Origin of the sequence: Shewanella denitrificans OS217, assembly GCF_000013765.1 — a bacterium.
Taxonomy (GTDB): Bacteria; Pseudomonadota; Gammaproteobacteria; order Enterobacterales; family Shewanellaceae; genus Shewanella; species Shewanella denitrificans.
The window spans coordinates 321,929-338,090 of the sequence record NC_007954.1; the positions used below are offsets into that span (position 1 = coordinate 321,929).

At 43.7% G+C, this 16,162-nt stretch carries 15 protein-coding genes and 3 pseudogenes; 10 read left to right on the forward strand and 8 right to left on the reverse strand.

Features of this window, described 5'->3' with window-relative positions:
• Window positions 1–17 precede the first annotated feature (17 nt).
• Window positions 18–227 carry a DUF1107 domain-containing protein gene (locus tag SDEN_RS01535; protein WP_041405629.1) on the forward strand — a complete coding sequence of 70 codons (210 nt, stop codon included), beginning with the start codon at window positions 18–20 and terminating at the stop codon, window positions 225–227.
• On the opposite strand, the gene SDEN_RS01540 is transcribed toward SDEN_RS01535, so the two are convergent.
• Entirely contained in the window at window positions 224–424 is a 201-nt protein-coding gene (locus tag SDEN_RS01540; protein WP_011494750.1) for a cell division protein ZapB, read from the reverse strand. The two genes, SDEN_RS01535 and SDEN_RS01540, sit on opposite strands and share 4 nt — an antisense overlap.
• Window positions 425–726: 302 nt before the next feature.
• On the opposite strand from SDEN_RS01540, the gene SDEN_RS01545 reads away from it, so the two are divergent.
• Window positions 727–1,077, forward strand: a complete 351-nt coding sequence (locus tag SDEN_RS01545) for a RidA family protein (RefSeq protein WP_011494751.1) — start codon at window positions 727–729, stop codon at window positions 1,075–1,077.
• A 178-nt stretch (window positions 1,078–1,255) separates the two neighbouring features.
• Window positions 1,256–2,347, forward strand: coding sequence for a branched-chain amino acid aminotransferase (locus SDEN_RS01550; RefSeq protein WP_011494752.1), 1,092 nt, complete (start codon window positions 1,256–1,258; stop codon window positions 2,345–2,347).
• A 48-nt stretch (window positions 2,348–2,395) separates the two neighbouring features.
• Here the strand turns inward: SDEN_RS01550 and SDEN_RS20760 are convergent, their stop codons facing one another.
• Both SDEN_RS20760 and SDEN_RS01555 read right to left on the reverse strand, forming a co-directional pair.
• Window positions 2,396–2,551, reverse strand: a complete 156-nt coding sequence (locus tag SDEN_RS20760) for a helix-hairpin-helix domain-containing protein (RefSeq protein WP_011494753.1) — start codon at window positions 2,549–2,551, stop codon at window positions 2,396–2,398.
• The gene (locus SDEN_RS01555; protein ID WP_011494754.1) at window positions 2,539–3,051 is read right to left on the reverse strand and encodes an ERCC4 domain-containing protein; all 513 of its coding nucleotides are present in this window, start codon (window positions 3,049–3,051) and stop codon (window positions 2,539–2,541) included. Before SDEN_RS01555 ends, SDEN_RS20760 begins: the two co-directional genes overlap by 13 nt.
• 265 nt (window positions 3,052–3,316) lie before the next feature.
• Here SDEN_RS01555 and SDEN_RS01560 point away from each other — a divergent pair, with 265 nt between their 5' ends.
• The 3 genes and pseudogenes from SDEN_RS01560 to SDEN_RS01565 all read left to right on the forward strand — a co-directional run bounded on the left by SDEN_RS01560 (window position 3,317) and on the right by SDEN_RS01565 (window position 6,113).
• Window positions 3,317–4,315, forward strand: coding sequence for a YecA family protein (locus tag SDEN_RS01560; RefSeq protein WP_011494755.1), 999 nt, complete (start codon window positions 3,317–3,319; stop codon window positions 4,313–4,315).
• A 336-nt stretch (window positions 4,316–4,651) separates the two neighbouring features.
• A pseudogene (locus SDEN_RS20765) lies at window positions 4,652–4,888 on the forward strand (hypothetical protein).
• A 145-nt stretch (window positions 4,889–5,033) separates the two neighbouring features.
• The gene (locus SDEN_RS01565; protein WP_011494757.1) at window positions 5,034–6,113 is read left to right on the forward strand and encodes a Fic family protein; all 1,080 of its coding nucleotides are present in this window, start codon (window positions 5,034–5,036) and stop codon (window positions 6,111–6,113) included.
• Window positions 6,114–6,146: 33 nt separating this feature from the next.
• Here SDEN_RS01565 and SDEN_RS20425 read toward each other — a convergent pair.
• Window positions 6,147–6,423, reverse strand: a pseudogene (locus SDEN_RS20425) (DUF4143 domain-containing protein); the annotation flags it as partial.
• Window positions 6,424–6,782: 359 nt separating this feature from the next.
• On the opposite strand from SDEN_RS20425, the gene SDEN_RS01570 reads away from it, so the two are divergent.
• On the forward strand, window positions 6,783–8,291 hold the full coding sequence (locus tag SDEN_RS01570; protein ID WP_011494758.1) for a hypothetical protein: 1,509 nt from the start codon (window positions 6,783–6,785) through the stop codon (window positions 8,289–8,291).
• A 61-nt stretch (window positions 8,292–8,352) separates the two neighbouring features.
• On the opposite strand, the pseudogene SDEN_RS01575 reads toward SDEN_RS01570, so the two are convergent.
• The 3 genes and pseudogenes from SDEN_RS01575 to SDEN_RS01580 form a co-directional block, all read right to left on the reverse strand.
• Window positions 8,353–8,898 (reverse strand): annotated as a pseudogene (locus SDEN_RS01575) (Fic family protein); the annotation flags it as partial.
• A 74-nt stretch (window positions 8,899–8,972) separates the two neighbouring features.
• On the reverse strand, window positions 8,973–9,113 hold the full coding sequence (locus SDEN_RS20430; protein WP_157599809.1) for a hypothetical protein: 141 nt from the start codon (window positions 9,111–9,113) through the stop codon (window positions 8,973–8,975).
• Between the two features lie 99 nt (window positions 9,114–9,212).
• The gene (locus SDEN_RS01580) at window positions 9,213–10,526 is read right to left on the reverse strand and encodes an ATP-binding protein (RefSeq protein WP_011494760.1); all 1,314 of its coding nucleotides are present in this window, start codon (window positions 10,524–10,526) and stop codon (window positions 9,213–9,215) included.
• 329 nt (window positions 10,527–10,855) lie between these two features.
• Here SDEN_RS01580 and abiEi point away from each other — a divergent pair, with 329 nt between their 5' ends.
• Together abiEi and SDEN_RS01590 are read left to right on the forward strand one after the other, a co-directional pair.
• A complete protein-coding gene (abiEi, locus tag SDEN_RS01585; protein ID WP_011494761.1) occupies window positions 10,856–11,380 on the forward strand; it encodes a type IV toxin-antitoxin system AbiEi family antitoxin in 525 nt (174 codons plus the stop codon).
• Window positions 11,381–11,408: 28 nt separating this feature from the next.
• Window positions 11,409–12,296 (forward strand): nucleotidyl transferase AbiEii/AbiGii toxin family protein, encoded by an 888-nt coding sequence (locus SDEN_RS01590; protein WP_011494762.1) that lies wholly within the window; start codon window positions 11,409–11,411, stop codon window positions 12,294–12,296.
• On the opposite strand, the gene SDEN_RS20435 is transcribed toward SDEN_RS01590, so the two are convergent.
• Window positions 12,256–12,534 carry a hypothetical protein gene (locus tag SDEN_RS20435; RefSeq protein ID WP_157599810.1) on the reverse strand — a complete coding sequence of 93 codons (279 nt, stop codon included), beginning with the start codon at window positions 12,532–12,534 and terminating at the stop codon, window positions 12,256–12,258. The genes SDEN_RS01590 and SDEN_RS20435 overlap by 41 nt on opposite strands.
• 332 nt (window positions 12,535–12,866) lie before the next feature.
• Between SDEN_RS20435 and SDEN_RS01600 the strand changes: the two genes are divergently transcribed.
• Window positions 12,867–16,022, forward strand: coding sequence for a DUF3427 domain-containing protein (locus tag SDEN_RS01600; protein ID WP_011494763.1), 3,156 nt, complete (start codon window positions 12,867–12,869; stop codon window positions 16,020–16,022).
• Window positions 16,023–16,162 lie beyond the last annotated feature (140 nt).

Consider the following 16,162-nt stretch of genomic DNA (forward strand, 5'->3'; position numbering starts at 1 on the left):
ATGAAAACGGAGGTTGTATGAGGATGTTTCCTGTTTACGCGCCTAAGCTCATCGTAAAGCATGCCCGCATATTTTTAACGGGTGTCGTCTGGGTGCAGGATTTGGGGCGATTGGAATTTGAAAAAGGGCGTTTTTTAATGCCGAAAAAAAGCCTGCCAAAAGTAAAGCAGGCTATTAGTGAGCTCAATGCGCTGATAGAATCCCAACAGCAAACGAGTGCAGTTTAGATTTCGCTATTAAGCAAACCAACAAGACCGTTAACCTTGTCACTCCAAGAGTTTAGGTCTTGTTGTAATTTTTGATTCTTTTCAGCCAATTGTGTGCTCTTTTGCTTCTCTTCTTCAAGCTCCATTTTTAGTAGCTCAATGTTTTCAAGCGTGGCCTGGATTTTGGTTTCCAGTTGGGACAATAATTCGAGGCTCATGGGGAGTCCTATGGTTTCTGGATGGAACGCCGATTTTAACAGTGACTTGGGCGTTAGGAACAGCCTTTAGCGGCCCGCATGTAAAAAAAACTCAATAAAATACTCAATTTGTGGTGTTTTTACTGCTAGTCACCGTCTTCGGCGGTGTCGTTGTGATTTGCTGCGTGTTTTTCATACATATTTTGTTGGGCTTTGTTTCCTCACTTTCATATCCATCTATTTCGAATAAACTTTGGCGCCTTTAGCAAAGCATTGATAAACTCGATCCCAGACTGTTAATTTACCGATTTTGTGGAGAAAACATGATCCAACGTCTTGATGTTAGCGCCCGCATGAGCAGCATAGTTATCCATAACAATACCGTCTATTTATGTGGTCAAGTTGCCAAAGATAAGTTCAGTGATATTACTGAGCAAACACGCACCATGCTAGAAGAGGTCGACGCCTTATTATTGCAAGCGGGCAGTAACCGTGAGCAAATGCTATCGGCCACCATCTACCTCAAGGACATGCAAGATTACCATGAGATGAATTTGGTTTGGGATGCTTGGGTGCCACAAGGATGCGCGCCGGCTCGAGCTTGTGTCGAGGCAGCTATCGCCGAAGTTGAATATCGGGTAGAAATATCTGTGATCGCAGCAATTAATGCTTAGCTAGAGGTTTAGTTAGTGGCTTAGCTAGTCCGATAGTTAATTGCATAGTAAATGACTTAGATTGGCGGCCGATTGTGCACTGTGCGTAACGCTAATTAACCTGCGCTTTTAAGTCGATTGCTTGACTTTATTATCAAGCCTCCATAGGCTGCAAGCATAGACTTAAAGGTGGTATGCAATGGACATAAAATATAACTTAAAACCGGTTTCAGAGCGTCGTACACAAGCTTTTATTCCAGAAGGTAATTTGGGCTTTGGCAGCTTAAGAACCGATCACATGTTTATGATGGATTACAGCGAAGGTGAATGGCGCGATCCCCGTATTGTGCCTTATGGCCCGTTTGAGATGGCCCCAGGCGCTATGTCGCTGCATTATGGTCAGTCGATTTTTGAAGGCGCAAAAGCCTTTATGCATGAAGACGGTGAAATCTATACTTTTAGATTGGACAAGAATGCCGAGCGTATGAACCGTTCTGCGGATATCGTCTGTATTCCTAATCTGCCTGAAGAGATGCAACTTGCGGCAATTAATGCGCTGATCGATGTGGATAGACTGTGGTTCCCACAGCAAGACGGCGCCTGTTTATATATTCGGCCATTTATTTTTGCAACCGAAGACAGATTGTCTGTTAGCCCAAGCCAAAAATACACCTTCTGCGTCATCATGAGCCCAAGCGGTGCTTATTATGCCACTGGGGTGAATAATGCCATTCGTTTGCTTATCAGTAAGAAGTTCCACCGTGCGGTAGCGGGTGGCACTGGCGCCTCAAAAGCGGCGGGTAACTATGCGGCGTCATTGCGAGCAGGTAAAGCGGCGGCCGAGTACGGTGCGGCTCAGGTATTGTATCTCGATGCCAGCAACACCCAGATTGAAGAAGTGGGTGCCATGAACCATTTCCATGTGCTTAAAGATGGCACAGTGATCATCCCAAGCTTCACCGACACCATATTGCAATCTATCACCTCGAAATCGATACTCGAACTCGGGCATTTATTGGGTTGTGAAGTCAGGCAAGAAACCGTGATGTTGGATAAATTTATTGCCGACATAGAATCTGGCGAAATCATTGAAGCCGGCGGTTTTGGCACCGCAGCCGTGGTATCGGCGGTAGGCTCATACATCTTTGAAGATGGCCGTATTGTGACTGTAGGGGATGGCAAAGTAGGCCCCTTTACTCAGCGCATCTACAAGCTCTACACTGACTTGCAAAAAGGCAACAGCCCTGCACCAGAAGGTTGGGTAAAACAAGTGCCAAGGCTAGCAAAATAACCTAGGCCTAACACAAAAAAGACGCCTCGGCGTCTTTTTTTGTTTAATTCAGCTGTGGGTTAGGATTTCACGGATCTTTTTGGCTTTCTGCTTGCCTATGCCATCAACTTGCATTAATGCGGCCTCTGAAGCGATGAACACAGCTTCAACATTGTTGAAGTGATGTAAAAGCCTGCTGGCAAGCTTAGGGCCTACATCAGGCAAACTTTGTAGTATAAAAAGTTGGCGACTTTTTTGCGCTTGGGTTTACGCCCAGTAAGCTGCAAATCAGTGTCATTACGGTATAATTGAGTGATGCAAAAATACAGTACTTTTGCCGTTTCACGTTGTGATAGGCTTCGCAGTATTGGGATGTGAAAATTGAGTGTAATGGCGCAAATCGCCCCCATAAGGGCTTCTCGGTGGATTTGGTAATTGGCAATATCTTGAGCGCAGCCTTCGATGAGCAGAGCGGTATGATGAGAGCTTGCTGCCAATCTAGCCACTTGTGAGAATAAGCGTCCATCACATAGTGAATGAACCAAGTCGGCCAAGGTTTTTCGCTCAATAAGCCAATCATGACATTGATAATCACCGAGCGTTAGCCGCTTTTTGACGAGAGATACATCCTGATAGCGGGATAACTCATGGATAAGGGTGTCGGCGTGCCCCCTATCGTCATAATAGAGCACCATTTTACGCTGTAAAAATGCTGTATCAGCCAATGGTACTCCTCATAAGGTTTATCAATGCTAAGTTATCTATGAGTGTAGTGGCTCAGTCGTTTTTTGCGGCTATAGCCATCACTTCTCACTGCATCGCAGCTAAATACAAAGCGTAAATCATTCGGCAAAGATCTCGGAGTAAAAGGCTCAATAACTCCAAATTGCAATTGGTTAGAGTGCATGACTATCATAGATTAAACTGCTTTTTGTTTGGAGTAAGTGCCTGATATAATAGTAGAGTTTAAAAGTAACGGGAATGAAAATAATGAAGACTGGGCGTAACGATCCTTGCCCTTGTGGCAGTGCTAAAAAATACAAAAATTGTTGTATGGATGCGATTTCAAAGCAGAATTCAGCGCTATTGGATGATATTTCACAGGTCACCGCAATGAACCCCAACTTGACCCATGATGAGTTGGATCTTGTGCTTCAACAAAAAGCGTTCGCGCAAAATAACCGCCCCATTGCTGACTTTTGTGGCCTGTCGCCAGCGCAAATGGCTAATTGGCTGTATGCGCCGTTCAATGAACTCAATTGTGTAGCAATAAGCCCCCCCGATGACTTATCGAGCAGCCCTGTGATGCGCTATTTGGAGGTGATCTTAGATGAGGCCATGGCGCAAAATGGCTCATTCAAAGCGACGAGCAAAGGCAACTTACCCACTAAATTAGTAAAACAAGCCAGTGGGTTGCTGCCTGAATTTGCTGTGGCACAATTTAGCACTAATATCAGTATCAGCGAGTATGCTGGCAGTAATGAAGATAAATTTAACGCGCTTCATTACACTCGCATTCTGGCCGAGCTTTCAGGGATTATTTACCGTAAAAGCGGAAGTTATCATGTTAAGAAAGCCGCCCAGAAGCAGTATCAAAGCCAAGGTTTAACGGCGTTTTTTCTACCTATGTTGGAAGCGGCAATAACCAAGTACAACTGGGGATACTTAGATAGCTGGGAGCATGATGCTGTTTTGAGCACCTTCTGGTTGTTTATGCTGTGGCGCTTGCAAAGCCATGCCAGCGTAGATGAGTTAATTGATGAGGTTGCCACGGCTTTCCCTGATTTACTGCATCAGTTTCCAGCGGATAAATACCGCACGCCACAAGCGCAGCTCGGCATGGGTATTGATTCACGCTTTCTGAAACGTTTTTTACAGTTTTGGGGATTTATTACCCTCGACCCTAAGCGGTTGTTTGCAGAGCCGCGCGAACCGCGAAAAGTGCAGATACAGCCACTGTTGACACAAACCTTTAAATTCACAATTTAATACGCGAGTGTTACCAATTAAGGTAACTTTGTGTAGACCTCTGATTGTTGGATCCCCAGTGGACTCAAAATGTGCAGGCAAGTACTCAAGTCGCGGAGTTTTACTTTTACGCGCCGAAAAGTGTGAAATTTTACATTTTTATGCGCATGAAAGTGTTATTACGTTCTAGCCGAGTATAAAGCAGTCTCTCAATTGCTCTCTTTCTTCTTTGCGTTTGCTCGATGTGAAGGCCAAAACCGCACTTTGGCCGCAGTACCTTTATGCCTAGGGCCTGTTGATCTTTGCTGGTTGAGTTTTGTTCGAGTTAAAGACATTTTAATCGAGGCGAATGGATTGATGCCTAGTCATCTAAGCAAAATCCATTCAACAAAGAGTAAAACGTTTTTAGCCGAACCCTTCGGGCAGCGTTTGTTGGCCATTTTTACGGCGTTATCGACTTTTTATGTAGAATAACTACACCTCAAAGTCTCTGCCTTGTACAAATGGCCAACAATTCGCTGCAAAAACAACCTTGAAAGATCAACAGGCCCTAGGTTTATACAAAGAGAGGGGCCAGCCGAGGCCTGCGCCTAAGCAACAGTGTCAAAGCGCGGCAAGCATAATGCTAAAATGTATAAATAAATGCTAAAACTATACATTACATATGGAAAATGTATAATTTACGGGAAAATCTATGTGTTAAATTATCATCGCGTATAAAAAAGGAAGAAATTTAGCTATGTCTACCCCCATTGCCCCCTTACCACTGGCCAACATTGAGCAATGGGAGACCCGTGCTGTGCTCAAAAAAACGGCTGAAGCGCATCGCTACTTGGCCGAACTAAAAGGCGTGGCGGCAAGCATTCCCAATGAGGCTATTTTAATCAATACGTTGGCCTTACAAGAGGCAAAAGACAGCTCTGAAGTTGAAAACATCGTCACCACCCATGATGAACTCTACAAAGCCAACCTCTTTGAAGAGGCCATTACCAACCCCGCAACCAAAGAAGTACAAGATTACGCCTATGCATTAAAACAAGGCTTTCAGAGCGCCAGACAAAGCAAGCTCATTCGCCTGAGCGATATTCTCGCCATTCAGCAAAACCTTGAGCACAACACCGCAGGGCTACGTAAGCTACCGGGAACCGACTTGAAAAATGCCCGTTCCGGCGAAGTGGTATACACACCACCACAACATGCCGACGAGATCGCCAGCTTGATGGATAACCTAGTGCAATTTATCAATAACGATGAATTGTGCGATGCCGACCCGCTAGTTAAAATGGCCATTATCCACCACCAGTTTGAAACTATTCATCCTTTTTACGATGGCAATGGCCGCACCGGTCGTATCATCAATATTTTGTACTTGGTCACCAAAGATCTGCTCAATTTACCCGTGTTGTATTTAAGCCGTTTTATTATTCATCACAAAGCGAACTACTACGCCAACTTACAAGCGGTACGTGATAGTGGCAATTGGGAACCTTGGCTACTGTTTATGCTCGATGGCATTATCGACACCGCGCAAAATACCATTTCTCTGATCACCGAAATGAAAACCCTCATGGCGAATGTCAAACAGGGTATTCGTGAGCAACTGCCAAAGCTCTATAGCCAAGATTTACTCAATAACCTGTTTAACCACCCCTACACCAAAATTGACTTTATTGTCGAAGAGCTTGGGGTCACGCGTATCACCGCCACCAAGTATTTAGAACAACTGGTCGAGCACGGCTTTTTGGCGAAACAAAAAGTCGGTCGAGCCAATTACTACATCAACTCGCCACTGTGCCAAGTATTAATCGCACACAGCTAAAATGGATTGAATAAAAAGACAAACGTAGCCAATTACTTCAATTGGGAAAATGGCACCTTCATCATTTGCCAAAATAAACTCGACTTCTGCTCGTGCATCATTCCAAGAGTAACTCGGGTCAACGCCCATGGCGGTGAGCGCTTGTTGGACAAAGTTTTTAGTAGCTGAACCTCAGCAATGTAGCCGCCTTCTTCATGGACACAAAGCCGTAGCGTAGTTGTTTGATTTCTTTATCGCTGCAGCGGAGCATAGGGTTAAGCAAGCCCACATCAAACAGAAACAACTTAACCATGGCCACACTTTTATGCGCATAAAAATGTTGGTCGTGGCATTTTTACGCGCGTAAAAGTGTTTTGTTAGCTGTGGGCAGAAACTCATGAGCGGCTTTTGCTCGATTGATAGTTATGACTACTAAAGCGAGTGGGTGTTTAACAGGGCCCCTGAGCTCTGGCTGACTGTCGTCTCGCCTATTTCTTGGGGAAGCGTCATGACTCACCTTTTTAGCATTGGCGTAATCTGTTGACTTAAAAGATAACATCCAAAATTTAGCAATGGGTGGTTCGTTAAATTTTATGAGACGCCGCCAACAAGCCAAGGAACTGGGCGCTGGTGTTAATGAAATCTACTGCTAATCTAAGGCTATGATTCAAATAGATATGACGGTGTAACATGAAAGAGGTTATTCACGCATCCCAAGAATTACTGGCCGCATTAGGCACCATGAGTGATTTTAAAGTGGCGGCGACGTTTGGTGTTCGCCCTTATCAAGTGCGGGATCTGCGTGTGCTGCATCAAATCCCAACGGTTCATGCGGATATTGAGCGCAGCAGCTTTGACTGGACGGCGCAAGCGGATGCCCTGTTGGGCACTATGCCAGACACCCAAGTGGCCCGCTTGCTGGAGACGACCCGCGCTATCGTTAACGCTCGTCGAGATCAATTGAACATTTTAGCATTTGTACCCCCCATATTTGAGTTATTGCGAAAAGGCAGTGCGCGCCACCAGTGGACGTCGGAAGAGGATCTGCTCTTAGGGACTGATTTTGATAATATTATCGCAGAAAAACTCAACATAAATCATTTGCAGGTCACTCATAGGCGCTATCAATTAGGCGTAGATCCGTTTCGCCGCAGCGCCACTATCGAGTGGAGTGAACAGATGCTAGATAATTTAGGCGAGATTTCGGATAAAGATTTTGCTGAATATTTTGAGATTTGCGTGGCCTCTGTGTATTTAAAGCGTCTGCTGTTGTCGATTCCTGCATTGAATGCTATCGATCCGCCTTCGCCGCCCAGTATACCGCCAGCCGTCGTGAGCCTATTGGGTATCAAGTCTGATGTCGAGCTTGCAAAGACGTTTGATATCAGTCGTTGGCCCATAAGAGTCAATCGATTATTTCGAGGCTTGGCACCGGCGCCGAAACTGCCCAGGAAAAATCAAATAAAGTGGACCCCAGAGCAGGAAGCCCTGCTAGGCACAGTGAGCGATCGTGAAATTGCCAAGATGATGGCCGTGAGTCCTTTGAGTGTGAAGTACCGCCGGGAAGCGCTGCATATAAAGCCTTATCGAATTTTGTCAGAGCCCGAATGGAATGCGTTAAGATTGTCAGCCCTAGGTCGCAGTGAAGACCTAGCCTTAGCTCAAATGTGGCATTGTGATGTCGCTGCGGTGAGGCACAAGCGCGAATCACTCAAGATCCCTGCCCATCATGGACCTAGACGTTGGCTGGCGAGTGAATTAGCCTTGTTGGGAACATTATCTGATCCCCAAACGGGTAAACTTATCGGTATAAGCTCAACGGCGGTGCGCAACAAACGCATTGAAATGAAGATAAAACCTTTGTTGAGTAGCAAGCCGTTTCGTTGGACTAAAAAACGCCTCGCTCTACTGGGCACCATGGCCGATGAGCGCCTAGCATATCGCTTTAAAGTGACCTCGAACGTGATATCGAAACAACGTATTAAGCTCAACATTCCTATCTGGACCGGTCACCAAGGCACATGGGCCAATCCTGAGGCCGTGGCCAAATTAGGCACAATGCCCGATCCCATGTTAGCCAAACAGCTTGGCATTACTGCTTCAGCAGTATTTTGTAAGCGCAAGTCGCTTGGGATCCCAGCATTTGTTTCATCAAGCAGCTCGGCTTTCTCAAGCCTAAGCCACTCAAATTTACGATGAAGTATTAAATGCGGTTAAGCAATGGCAAGTCGTTGTTAAGCGGCTAGGGATATTGCTCGCCTCAAAAAGCATTAATACTATTACTGTCTTTTGTCATTAGCTTCATCAAGCGTGGATGTACAAATAATTTTTCCTTTCCTGAGTCGATTTCTTGCAGCACACCAATATCAGTTAATTGCTTTAAATAGCTTGAAGCAGTTTGGCGTTTTGCAATATCACGTTCAACTAGGTTGCTGATACGGCAATAGGGTTGTTCAAAAATAAGCTGAACAAGCTCATGGCTATATATTTTGGGTAGCTGTGCTTTTATGTGATCTGTTGTACTTTCCATAAGTGCTCTAATCGTTGTGATTTTTTCACAGGTCCATATAGCAGTTTGCTCGACACCTTTTAGCATAAATAACAGCCACTCTTCCCAATTTTGAGCTTTGGTTACTTGGTTCAAAAGGCGATAATAGTCTTGTTTGTTATGAACGATGAAACGACTTAAGTACAAAATAGGTAGCGTTAAAAGACCAGATTCAATAAGGTACAAAACGTTTAAAATACGACCCGTTCGGCCATTTCCGTCATAAAAAGGGTGTATGGCTTCAAATTGATATGTCGATTTTTTGTTGTTTTTTCGACATAACTTTTTTCTGTGTCGATTCCGTCGACATATCAAGACTCAATCCATAACATTCAGCAAAACTGGCTTAGCCAATAATCAACCATGCCCACAATACTGTTATTACTTGGGGCACTGTTTAAAAACTGGGTCAGATGCCAAAGAGCGGCCATGGGGCTGATGGTCGTCTCACCTTTCTCGTGGTGAAGCGTCATGGCTCACCTTTTCAGCATTGGCGTAACCTGCTGACGTTAAAAAGCCTGCGTGAAAATTTAACTATGTGTGGCTGGTTAAATTTAGGATGGAGATTTCAGTTACCATTTTGAAGGTAAGTATTGGGTGTAATATAACGGCATCACTATATTGGTTTGCTCTAATGCTGAAGAACCCTGGCTACCCGTGAGTTTGAATGTTTTGCTCGGTGCACATTTGTCTATATAGGATGCCAGCGATTTAGCACGAGTGCGTTTACCGCTTTTTACTTCAATTGGGAAAATGGCACCTTCATCATTTGAGGCAATGAACTCGACTTCTGCTCGTGCATCATTCCAAGAGTAACTCGGGTCTAAACCCATGGCGGTGAGCTCTTGCTGAACAAAGTTTTCAGCAATGTAGCCTTTGTACTCGTAGTTTTGTTGCTTTATTTCTTTATAGCTGCAGCGGAGCATATGGTTAAGCAAGCCCACATCAAACAGAAACAACTTAACCCTATTGTCTTTTTTGTAGGCGGCAAGTGGCGCTTTGGGTGTGCCTTCAATGGCGTAGTTAGCTAGGGCTAAACGGCAGCATCTTAGCCAGTGAATAGCCGTTTCAAAATCGCTATAGCGAGATTTACGCTCGTGAACGTTTTTAAACTTAAAGCGTTTAACAGAATCATCCATCACCAAAGAAAGCTGCGCTGGGATGCTATTAAAAACGGATTCTATCAGGGTCGCATCCACTTTACCGGCATACTTACCAAAGTCACGTTGGTATCCAGCGACTAAGTCAGAATGTATTTTAGTCACCTTTTCAACGCGTTCCAAAATGCTGATATCTTTGAATTGATACCAGGCGGCAACCGCCTCAGGCATACCGCCAGTAAAAAAATAATCCGTGAGTTTATCCATTAATTTGCTGTGCGCTGCAGGTGAGTTCACTTGTGTATCAAATGCCTTGATCAAGGGCGCTTCTTTGGATGCATAAATAAACTCTTGGAAGGTCAAAGGACGTAAATTGTATTGCTCGACCTTGCCAACCGGAAAGGTGTTAAGTAAACCTATGTTTGAGCCGCTTGCCGCCACAAAGTAGGTCGGTGCTTTTTCTGCAAAATATTTAAGAGAAGTAACAGCGCGTTCACACTCGCCAATCTCATCCAGAATAAGTAAGTCTGTTTCGGGGTTAAAGGATTGGTTGGTGATAAGCTCAAGGTTCATCAATAACTCATCTGGTGAAAGTGAGCCATCGAAGGCTTCTTTGTAGGCAGGATTTTCCAGAAAGTCTATGCGCAATATATGGGTAAATGTTTTACCGAAAAGCGTTTTCAGTAAGAAGGTTTTACCCGTTTGGCGAGCACCATCAATCAGCAATGGTTTACGCATAGGCTGATTTTTCCATGCTATCAATGAGTCTAGTAACGTACGCTGCATCTTTGCTTTTTACCGAGAGGGTGCATTTATAGCGAAGAGTATAGCAATGACCACACTTTTATGCGCAATAAAATGTGTAAATCCGCACTTTTATGCGCATAAAAGTGTGATTCATGGCACTTTTACGCGCGTAAAAGTGTTTTGTTAGGTGTGCTGCAGAAACTCATGGCACTTGATTTAAACTTAAGTCGAACAGCCCCGACTGATGTGAAAGGACTCACAAATGCCGCGATGGCAGGGTAAAAATGATATTTTATAGACTTTTATCTTGTCCAAACTCAGGCGTAGGACTACACTAAGTTACTCTATTGGTATCTTAGTGTAGACCTATGGCAAAATCAGATGAGCTATTAAACGTATTAGCAAAAGCGGTTAAAGCGGGCGGCGGCATTCACAGTGCAACTGAGCTGGCTTTTATGCTTGGTGTGCCTTGTGACCCAGCCTTTAGAAAGTTCCTAACAGATTGCGTAAAGAAAAGACGACTAAGACGAGTGATTAAAGGTTTCTATGAAAGCGTTATTACACCTCCTGAGCCTGAGACTGCCATTTATAAAATTATCAAAAAGCTGCGAAGTGGCGTATTGAACTACATCAGCCTCGAAAGCCAGCTCAGTCATACAGGCGATATTTCACAAATCGTGATGGGCAGAGTTACTGTGGTGACTAAAGGTCGAAGTGGTTGTTTTGATACGCCCTATGGCGTGATCGAATTTACCCATACTAAAAAGCCAATCGAGCAAGTTGCTCCCAATTTGTACTATGACCCCGATATCAAAATGTACCGAGCGTACAAAGAACAAGCGATTGCTGACCTAAAACACTGTCAGCGCAATCTACATATGTTGGAGAGCTAAGTATGAGGCAGAGTGTGGGAGAGAAAGTATGTTGAAGCAGCAAATTCGTCAAATCGTCCAAGCAAACCCTGACTATGCAGCAGTGACACCTGTTATAGAAAAAGAGATCTTGCATCATGACATTATGGATGTGCTGATCAAACAGGGTGTTATGCAGCGATTGACCTTTATTGGTGGCACCTCATTACGTATGTGCTACAACAGCAGCAGACTGTCGGAAGACCTTGATTTTAACGGCGGTCATGATTTCAAACCCTCGGAGTTTGATGGGTTGGAGTCCGAAATCCAAACCTATATTCAGAACAAGTATGAAACAGAAGTTTGGGTCAACAAACCTTCCGGCGAGCAGCAGGGGGATACAGTTTCTTGGAAAATTAGTATTATAAAAGAGGCTAATCGACCTGATTTGCCTCGGCAAAAAATGCATATTGACGTCTGTGCTATTCCGTCATTCGATATCGAAAAGCGCCCGTTACTCAATCATTACGACATCGTTGTACCGACAGAAGGGATCTTGGTTCCGGTACAGTCTTTACAAGAAACACTGGCTGATAAGCTGATCGCGTTAGCGTATCGCGCAAGGCGCATAAAGCCTCGTGATATATGGGATATTGTTTGGATCAAGCAACGCGGCATTAACTTATCAAAGACACTGGTTGAAAAAAAACTCGTCGCCAGACAGAAGCAAACCGAAGATTTTCGTCAAGCACTGTCTGTACAGTTGGGCAAACTGATGACAGAAGATGAAGTACGTAACGACTTCAACATGGAAATGAGCCGCTTTATCCCTAAGCAAATTAAAGAGAGAACCCTAGATAATCCTGAATACTGGGCGTATGTTCAGGCTGAGGTAAATGCCATCGCGTCTGAATTACTTAATGACGGAACAGCAAAAAATCCATTTGATATGGGTTAGTCCTATTTCTTTGAACTTCATAGCTTTGGTAGGTGTTAACCGGACTACTCATGCGCACTTTTACGCGTAAAAAAGTGTTGGTTAAAGGCGTGCAGTACAGGCTAGTAGCGTCTTTTAGTTCGCCTTGATAGCTATCTACAGCGAGTGGGTGTTTAACAGGAACCCTGAGTACTGGCTGACCATGATGCTTGAGTACAACCAAGAAGTACTGACACGCCGCCTTCAGTGTAAACCGCATCTATTTAAACCAACGTTATGTAAACCAAAGTCGTCCATGGCACTTGATTTAAACTTAAGTCGAACAGCCTCGTCTGATGTGAAAGGACTCATAAATGCCGCGATGGCATGGTCAATGATGATCCCATCATCATAATGACATTTCCCACTTCCATGTAAGTCAGATGCCAAAGAGCGGCCATGGGGCTGACGGTCTGCTGGCAAATTGCCATGGCGCATCTATTCAGTACCTTGTCACATGTTTAACTATTGATAAATATCATTAATAGTCATAATGCACTGGCGTTGATATCATGCTTCTGATCCTCTTTACTTTTTAAAGGCCTATCTGACATGGAACAAGTTGGTATTTATGAAAAGCTCATCACTCAGCTGATAGATAAAAGCATCAATCGTGATGTGTTTTATCTAGGTGAGCGGCCATTAGAGAGCGCGGAGGCCAGTGTTTGGCTGTCGAGGTTTTTGAGCAAGATTATCGAGTGTGCCATAGGTGCAATTCCCAGTGGCGATAATCAACTCACAGAGCAAATCGGCTTAGCAAATAAGTTGGTGCTGTGGTTAAAAGATCATGTTCAAGATGATCAATTGATCACTGAAAATTTACTCGATAGTAAAGGCCGTATATTAACGGCACTATTTGATAAAACAAATCCTATAGCGACAGACTTTCCAGCGTTTACTAAGGCTATTTACCCGTTAACAGGGTTAAGTCAAAGTGAACTTTTTTGTGGCAGCAATGCCGGAATTTCTTTGGACACAGAGTTAAAGCGCGAGATCCGTTCAGCGGATAAAATTTATTGGTTAGTGTCTTTTATTAAGTGGGCCGGCATTCGAATTTTTAAAAATGAACTTGAAGAGTTCACTCGAAGCGGGAAAACCCTGCGGATCATCACCACATCTTATATGGGGGCGACAGATGCTAAGGCGGTCGAGTTTTTAGCTAGCCTGCCTAACACAGAAGTTAAATTGAGTTACAACACTAAGCGCGAGCGCCTGCATGCGAAATCCTATTTATTTCTGCGTAATACAGGATTTCATACTGGATACATAGGTTCATCGAATTTGTCCCATTCTGCGCTAACCAGTGGCCTTGAATGGAATTTAAAAATAACCACCCAAGAAATCCCCCACATAATAGATAAATCCCTCAACACCTTTGAATCATATTGGCAATCCAGTGAATTTGAATTATTTAAGGGCGATATTGGATCTAAAAACAAGCTTCAAGAAGCATTACGTGAGGCTAAGGGCGGTTACAGTGACGACAGCGCATTTCATTTTGATATAAAACCCTTTGCACATCAGCGAGAAATCCTTGAACAGCTGGATGTTGAGCGCACAGTTCATCAGCGCTATAAAAATCTAGTGGTTGCGGCAACGGGCACAGGTAAAACACTTATTTCAGCGTTTGATTTTGCCCGTTTTTATAAACAGCACCCAGAAGCCAACTTTTTATTCGTGGCTCATCGGCAAGAAATTCTTAAGCAAGCTCTGTCTGCGTACCGTGGTGTATTGAAAAATAATCAGTTTGGTGAATTGTGGGTTGCTGAGCACAAGCCTAATAGCTACCGGCACTTGTTTGCTTCGGTACAAAGCTTAAACCTGCAATTATTAAGCTTACCGCTCACCGTTGATTTTTATGATTATATTGTGATCGATGAAGTACATCATATCGCTGCTAATAGTTATCGAGGATTATTAGCGCATTTCTCACCCAAGATTTTATTGGGGTTAACCGCCACGCCAGAGCGTCATGATGGGCAAAACATTCTGGATGACTTTTGTGGCGTAATCGCGGCTGAAATTCGTTTACCCGAAGCAATCAATCAGCGCTATTTATGTCCTTTCCAATACTTTGCTATTGATGATGATACCGATCTTCGCAAAATTAAATGGCATCAAGGGCGATATGATATTGCAGAGCTAAGTCATTTATATACTCATAATGAACAAAGAGTTGTGCGCATTATTAGCAGCCTGAATGATACAGTCACTGACATTCATCAAATAAAAGCTTTGGCGTTTTGTGTCAGCAAAGAACATGCAGAATACATGGCGAGTAAGTTTAACCTAGCCGGTATTAGTGCGGATGTGCTCACCAGTGATAATAGTCACGAGAGGCAACAAAAACGCCAGAGTTTAATTAGCGGTCATGTGAACATATTATGCGTGGTGGATATTTTCAACGAAGGTGTCGATATTCCAAACGTTGATACATTATTGTTTTTACGTCCAACTGAAAGCTTAACCATCTTTTTGCAGCAGTTAGGGCGTGGATTGCGTTTAACCGATGATAAACAGTGCTGCACGGTATTGGACTTTGTGGGTAATTCTCGTGATGAATATGACTTTTCGCAAAAGTTTCGCGCGCTGGTTGGTAAAACGAATCAATCGATTAAAGATGAGATAACCAATGATTTTCCTCACTTGCCATTAGGCTGTCGGATCGAGCTAGAAGAACAGACTCAGGCAATGATTTTACGAAATATTAGCCGTGCAACCATGAATGCTAGCAGGCTGCGACAGCTCATTAACAATTTTGGGCACCAAAGTACGCTTACCTTAAGCTTGGTTAATTTTTTACGCTTTAATCCAAATGTTAATTTAGAAGATATTTATAAGCTAAAGATGAGCTGGTTAGAACTCGTTGAGAGCGCACGTAAAAACCAAATAAATGAGCCAAATTTAGATGCGAGTCTGGCTAAAGCCTATTATCGCGCGATCAATAATCATTTGTTTGCTTGCAGTTCTATCTCATATTTACAGTTTTTAAAGCAGCTAATTATTGATAATTTCAGCTTCGACGATATGGATGCAACTCAGTGCCAATTTGCACTAATGTGCCATTATAATTTTTGGGATAAGTCGGGCGCCGAGCTAGGTTTTACCAGCATTAAGCAAAGCTTAGCAGCGTTGAGACATGCTCAATTACAAGCTGAACTCCTTGATGTCATATCGTTACTTATTGAGCGTATACATCATAATGAACTTGAAATGCTTATCCCTGCAATCCCATCTTTGAAAGTACATTCAAGATATACCAGAGAGCAGATACTTGCAGCCAGTGGCGCAAGTTATTTTGGCAAAAAATCGACTGCCCGTGAAGGCGTTTTAGTCCTTAAAGCGCTTAATGTTGAGTTGCTGTTTGTGACCTTGAAAAAGTCAGTTAAACAATTTTCACCAACGACCATGTACCATGATTACGCGATCAATGAATCGTTATTCCATTGGCAATCTCAAAATAGTGCAAGGCCCGAATATGGCAGAGGTCTGGGTTACATTGAGCATGAAAAAGAGGGTCGTAAATTGATTTTGTTTGTGCGTGAGCAAGCGACAGATGAAAACGGCCGCACCATGGGTTTTGTCAATTTTGGCGAAGTGATTTACATGGCGCACTCGGGGACTCAACCCATGAATATTACTTGGAAATTAATGACGCCTATGCCGGACGCTATGTGGCATGAAGCTGCAAAATTAGCAGTAGGATAATCTAAGTTTTTTTCGGTGGATCATAGGGTCTGTATCAGGTTAATTTCACCGCCGGTTAGGCGAATTGTATCGTGAGGCCGTTGTGGAATTTCGCCGAATACCTCGTTAGTCTTTTAAATGATAACGGGTACAGCGTCCAC

Coding starts and splice junctions, on each gene's coding strand:
- SDEN_RS01590 (WP_011494762.1), top strand. CDS start 11,409: ATGTTGAAGCAGCAAATTCGTCAAATCGTCCAAGCAAACCCTGACTAT.
- SDEN_RS20430 (WP_157599809.1), bottom strand. CDS start 9,113: ATGACGCTTCACCACGAGAAAGGTGAGACGACCATCAGCCCCATGGCC.
- SDEN_RS01600 (WP_011494763.1), top strand. CDS start 12,867: ATGGAACAAGTTGGTATTTATGAAAAGCTCATCACTCAGCTGATAGAT.
- SDEN_RS20435 (WP_157599810.1), bottom strand. CDS start 12,534: ATGCGGTTTACACTGAAGGCGGCGTGTCAGTACTTCTTGGTTGTACTC.
- SDEN_RS01535 (WP_041405629.1), top strand. CDS start 18: ATGAGGATGTTTCCTGTTTACGCGCCTAAGCTCATCGTAAAGCATGCC.
- SDEN_RS01565 (WP_011494757.1), top strand. CDS start 5,034: ATGTCTACCCCCATTGCCCCCTTACCACTGGCCAACATTGAGCAATGG.
- SDEN_RS01580 (WP_011494760.1), bottom strand. CDS start 10,526: ATGCAGCGTACGTTACTAGACTCATTGATAGCATGGAAAAATCAGCCT.
- abiEi (WP_011494761.1), top strand. CDS start 10,856: ATGGCAAAATCAGATGAGCTATTAAACGTATTAGCAAAAGCGGTTAAA.
- SDEN_RS01540 (WP_011494750.1), bottom strand. CDS start 424: ATGAGCCTCGAATTATTGTCCCAACTGGAAACCAAAATCCAGGCCACG.
- SDEN_RS01570 (WP_011494758.1), top strand. CDS start 6,783: ATGAAAGAGGTTATTCACGCATCCCAAGAATTACTGGCCGCATTAGGC.
- SDEN_RS01560 (WP_011494755.1), top strand. CDS start 3,317: ATGAAGACTGGGCGTAACGATCCTTGCCCTTGTGGCAGTGCTAAAAAA.
- SDEN_RS01545 (WP_011494751.1), top strand. CDS start 727: ATGATCCAACGTCTTGATGTTAGCGCCCGCATGAGCAGCATAGTTATC.
- SDEN_RS01550 (WP_011494752.1), top strand. CDS start 1,256: ATGGACATAAAATATAACTTAAAACCGGTTTCAGAGCGTCGTACACAA.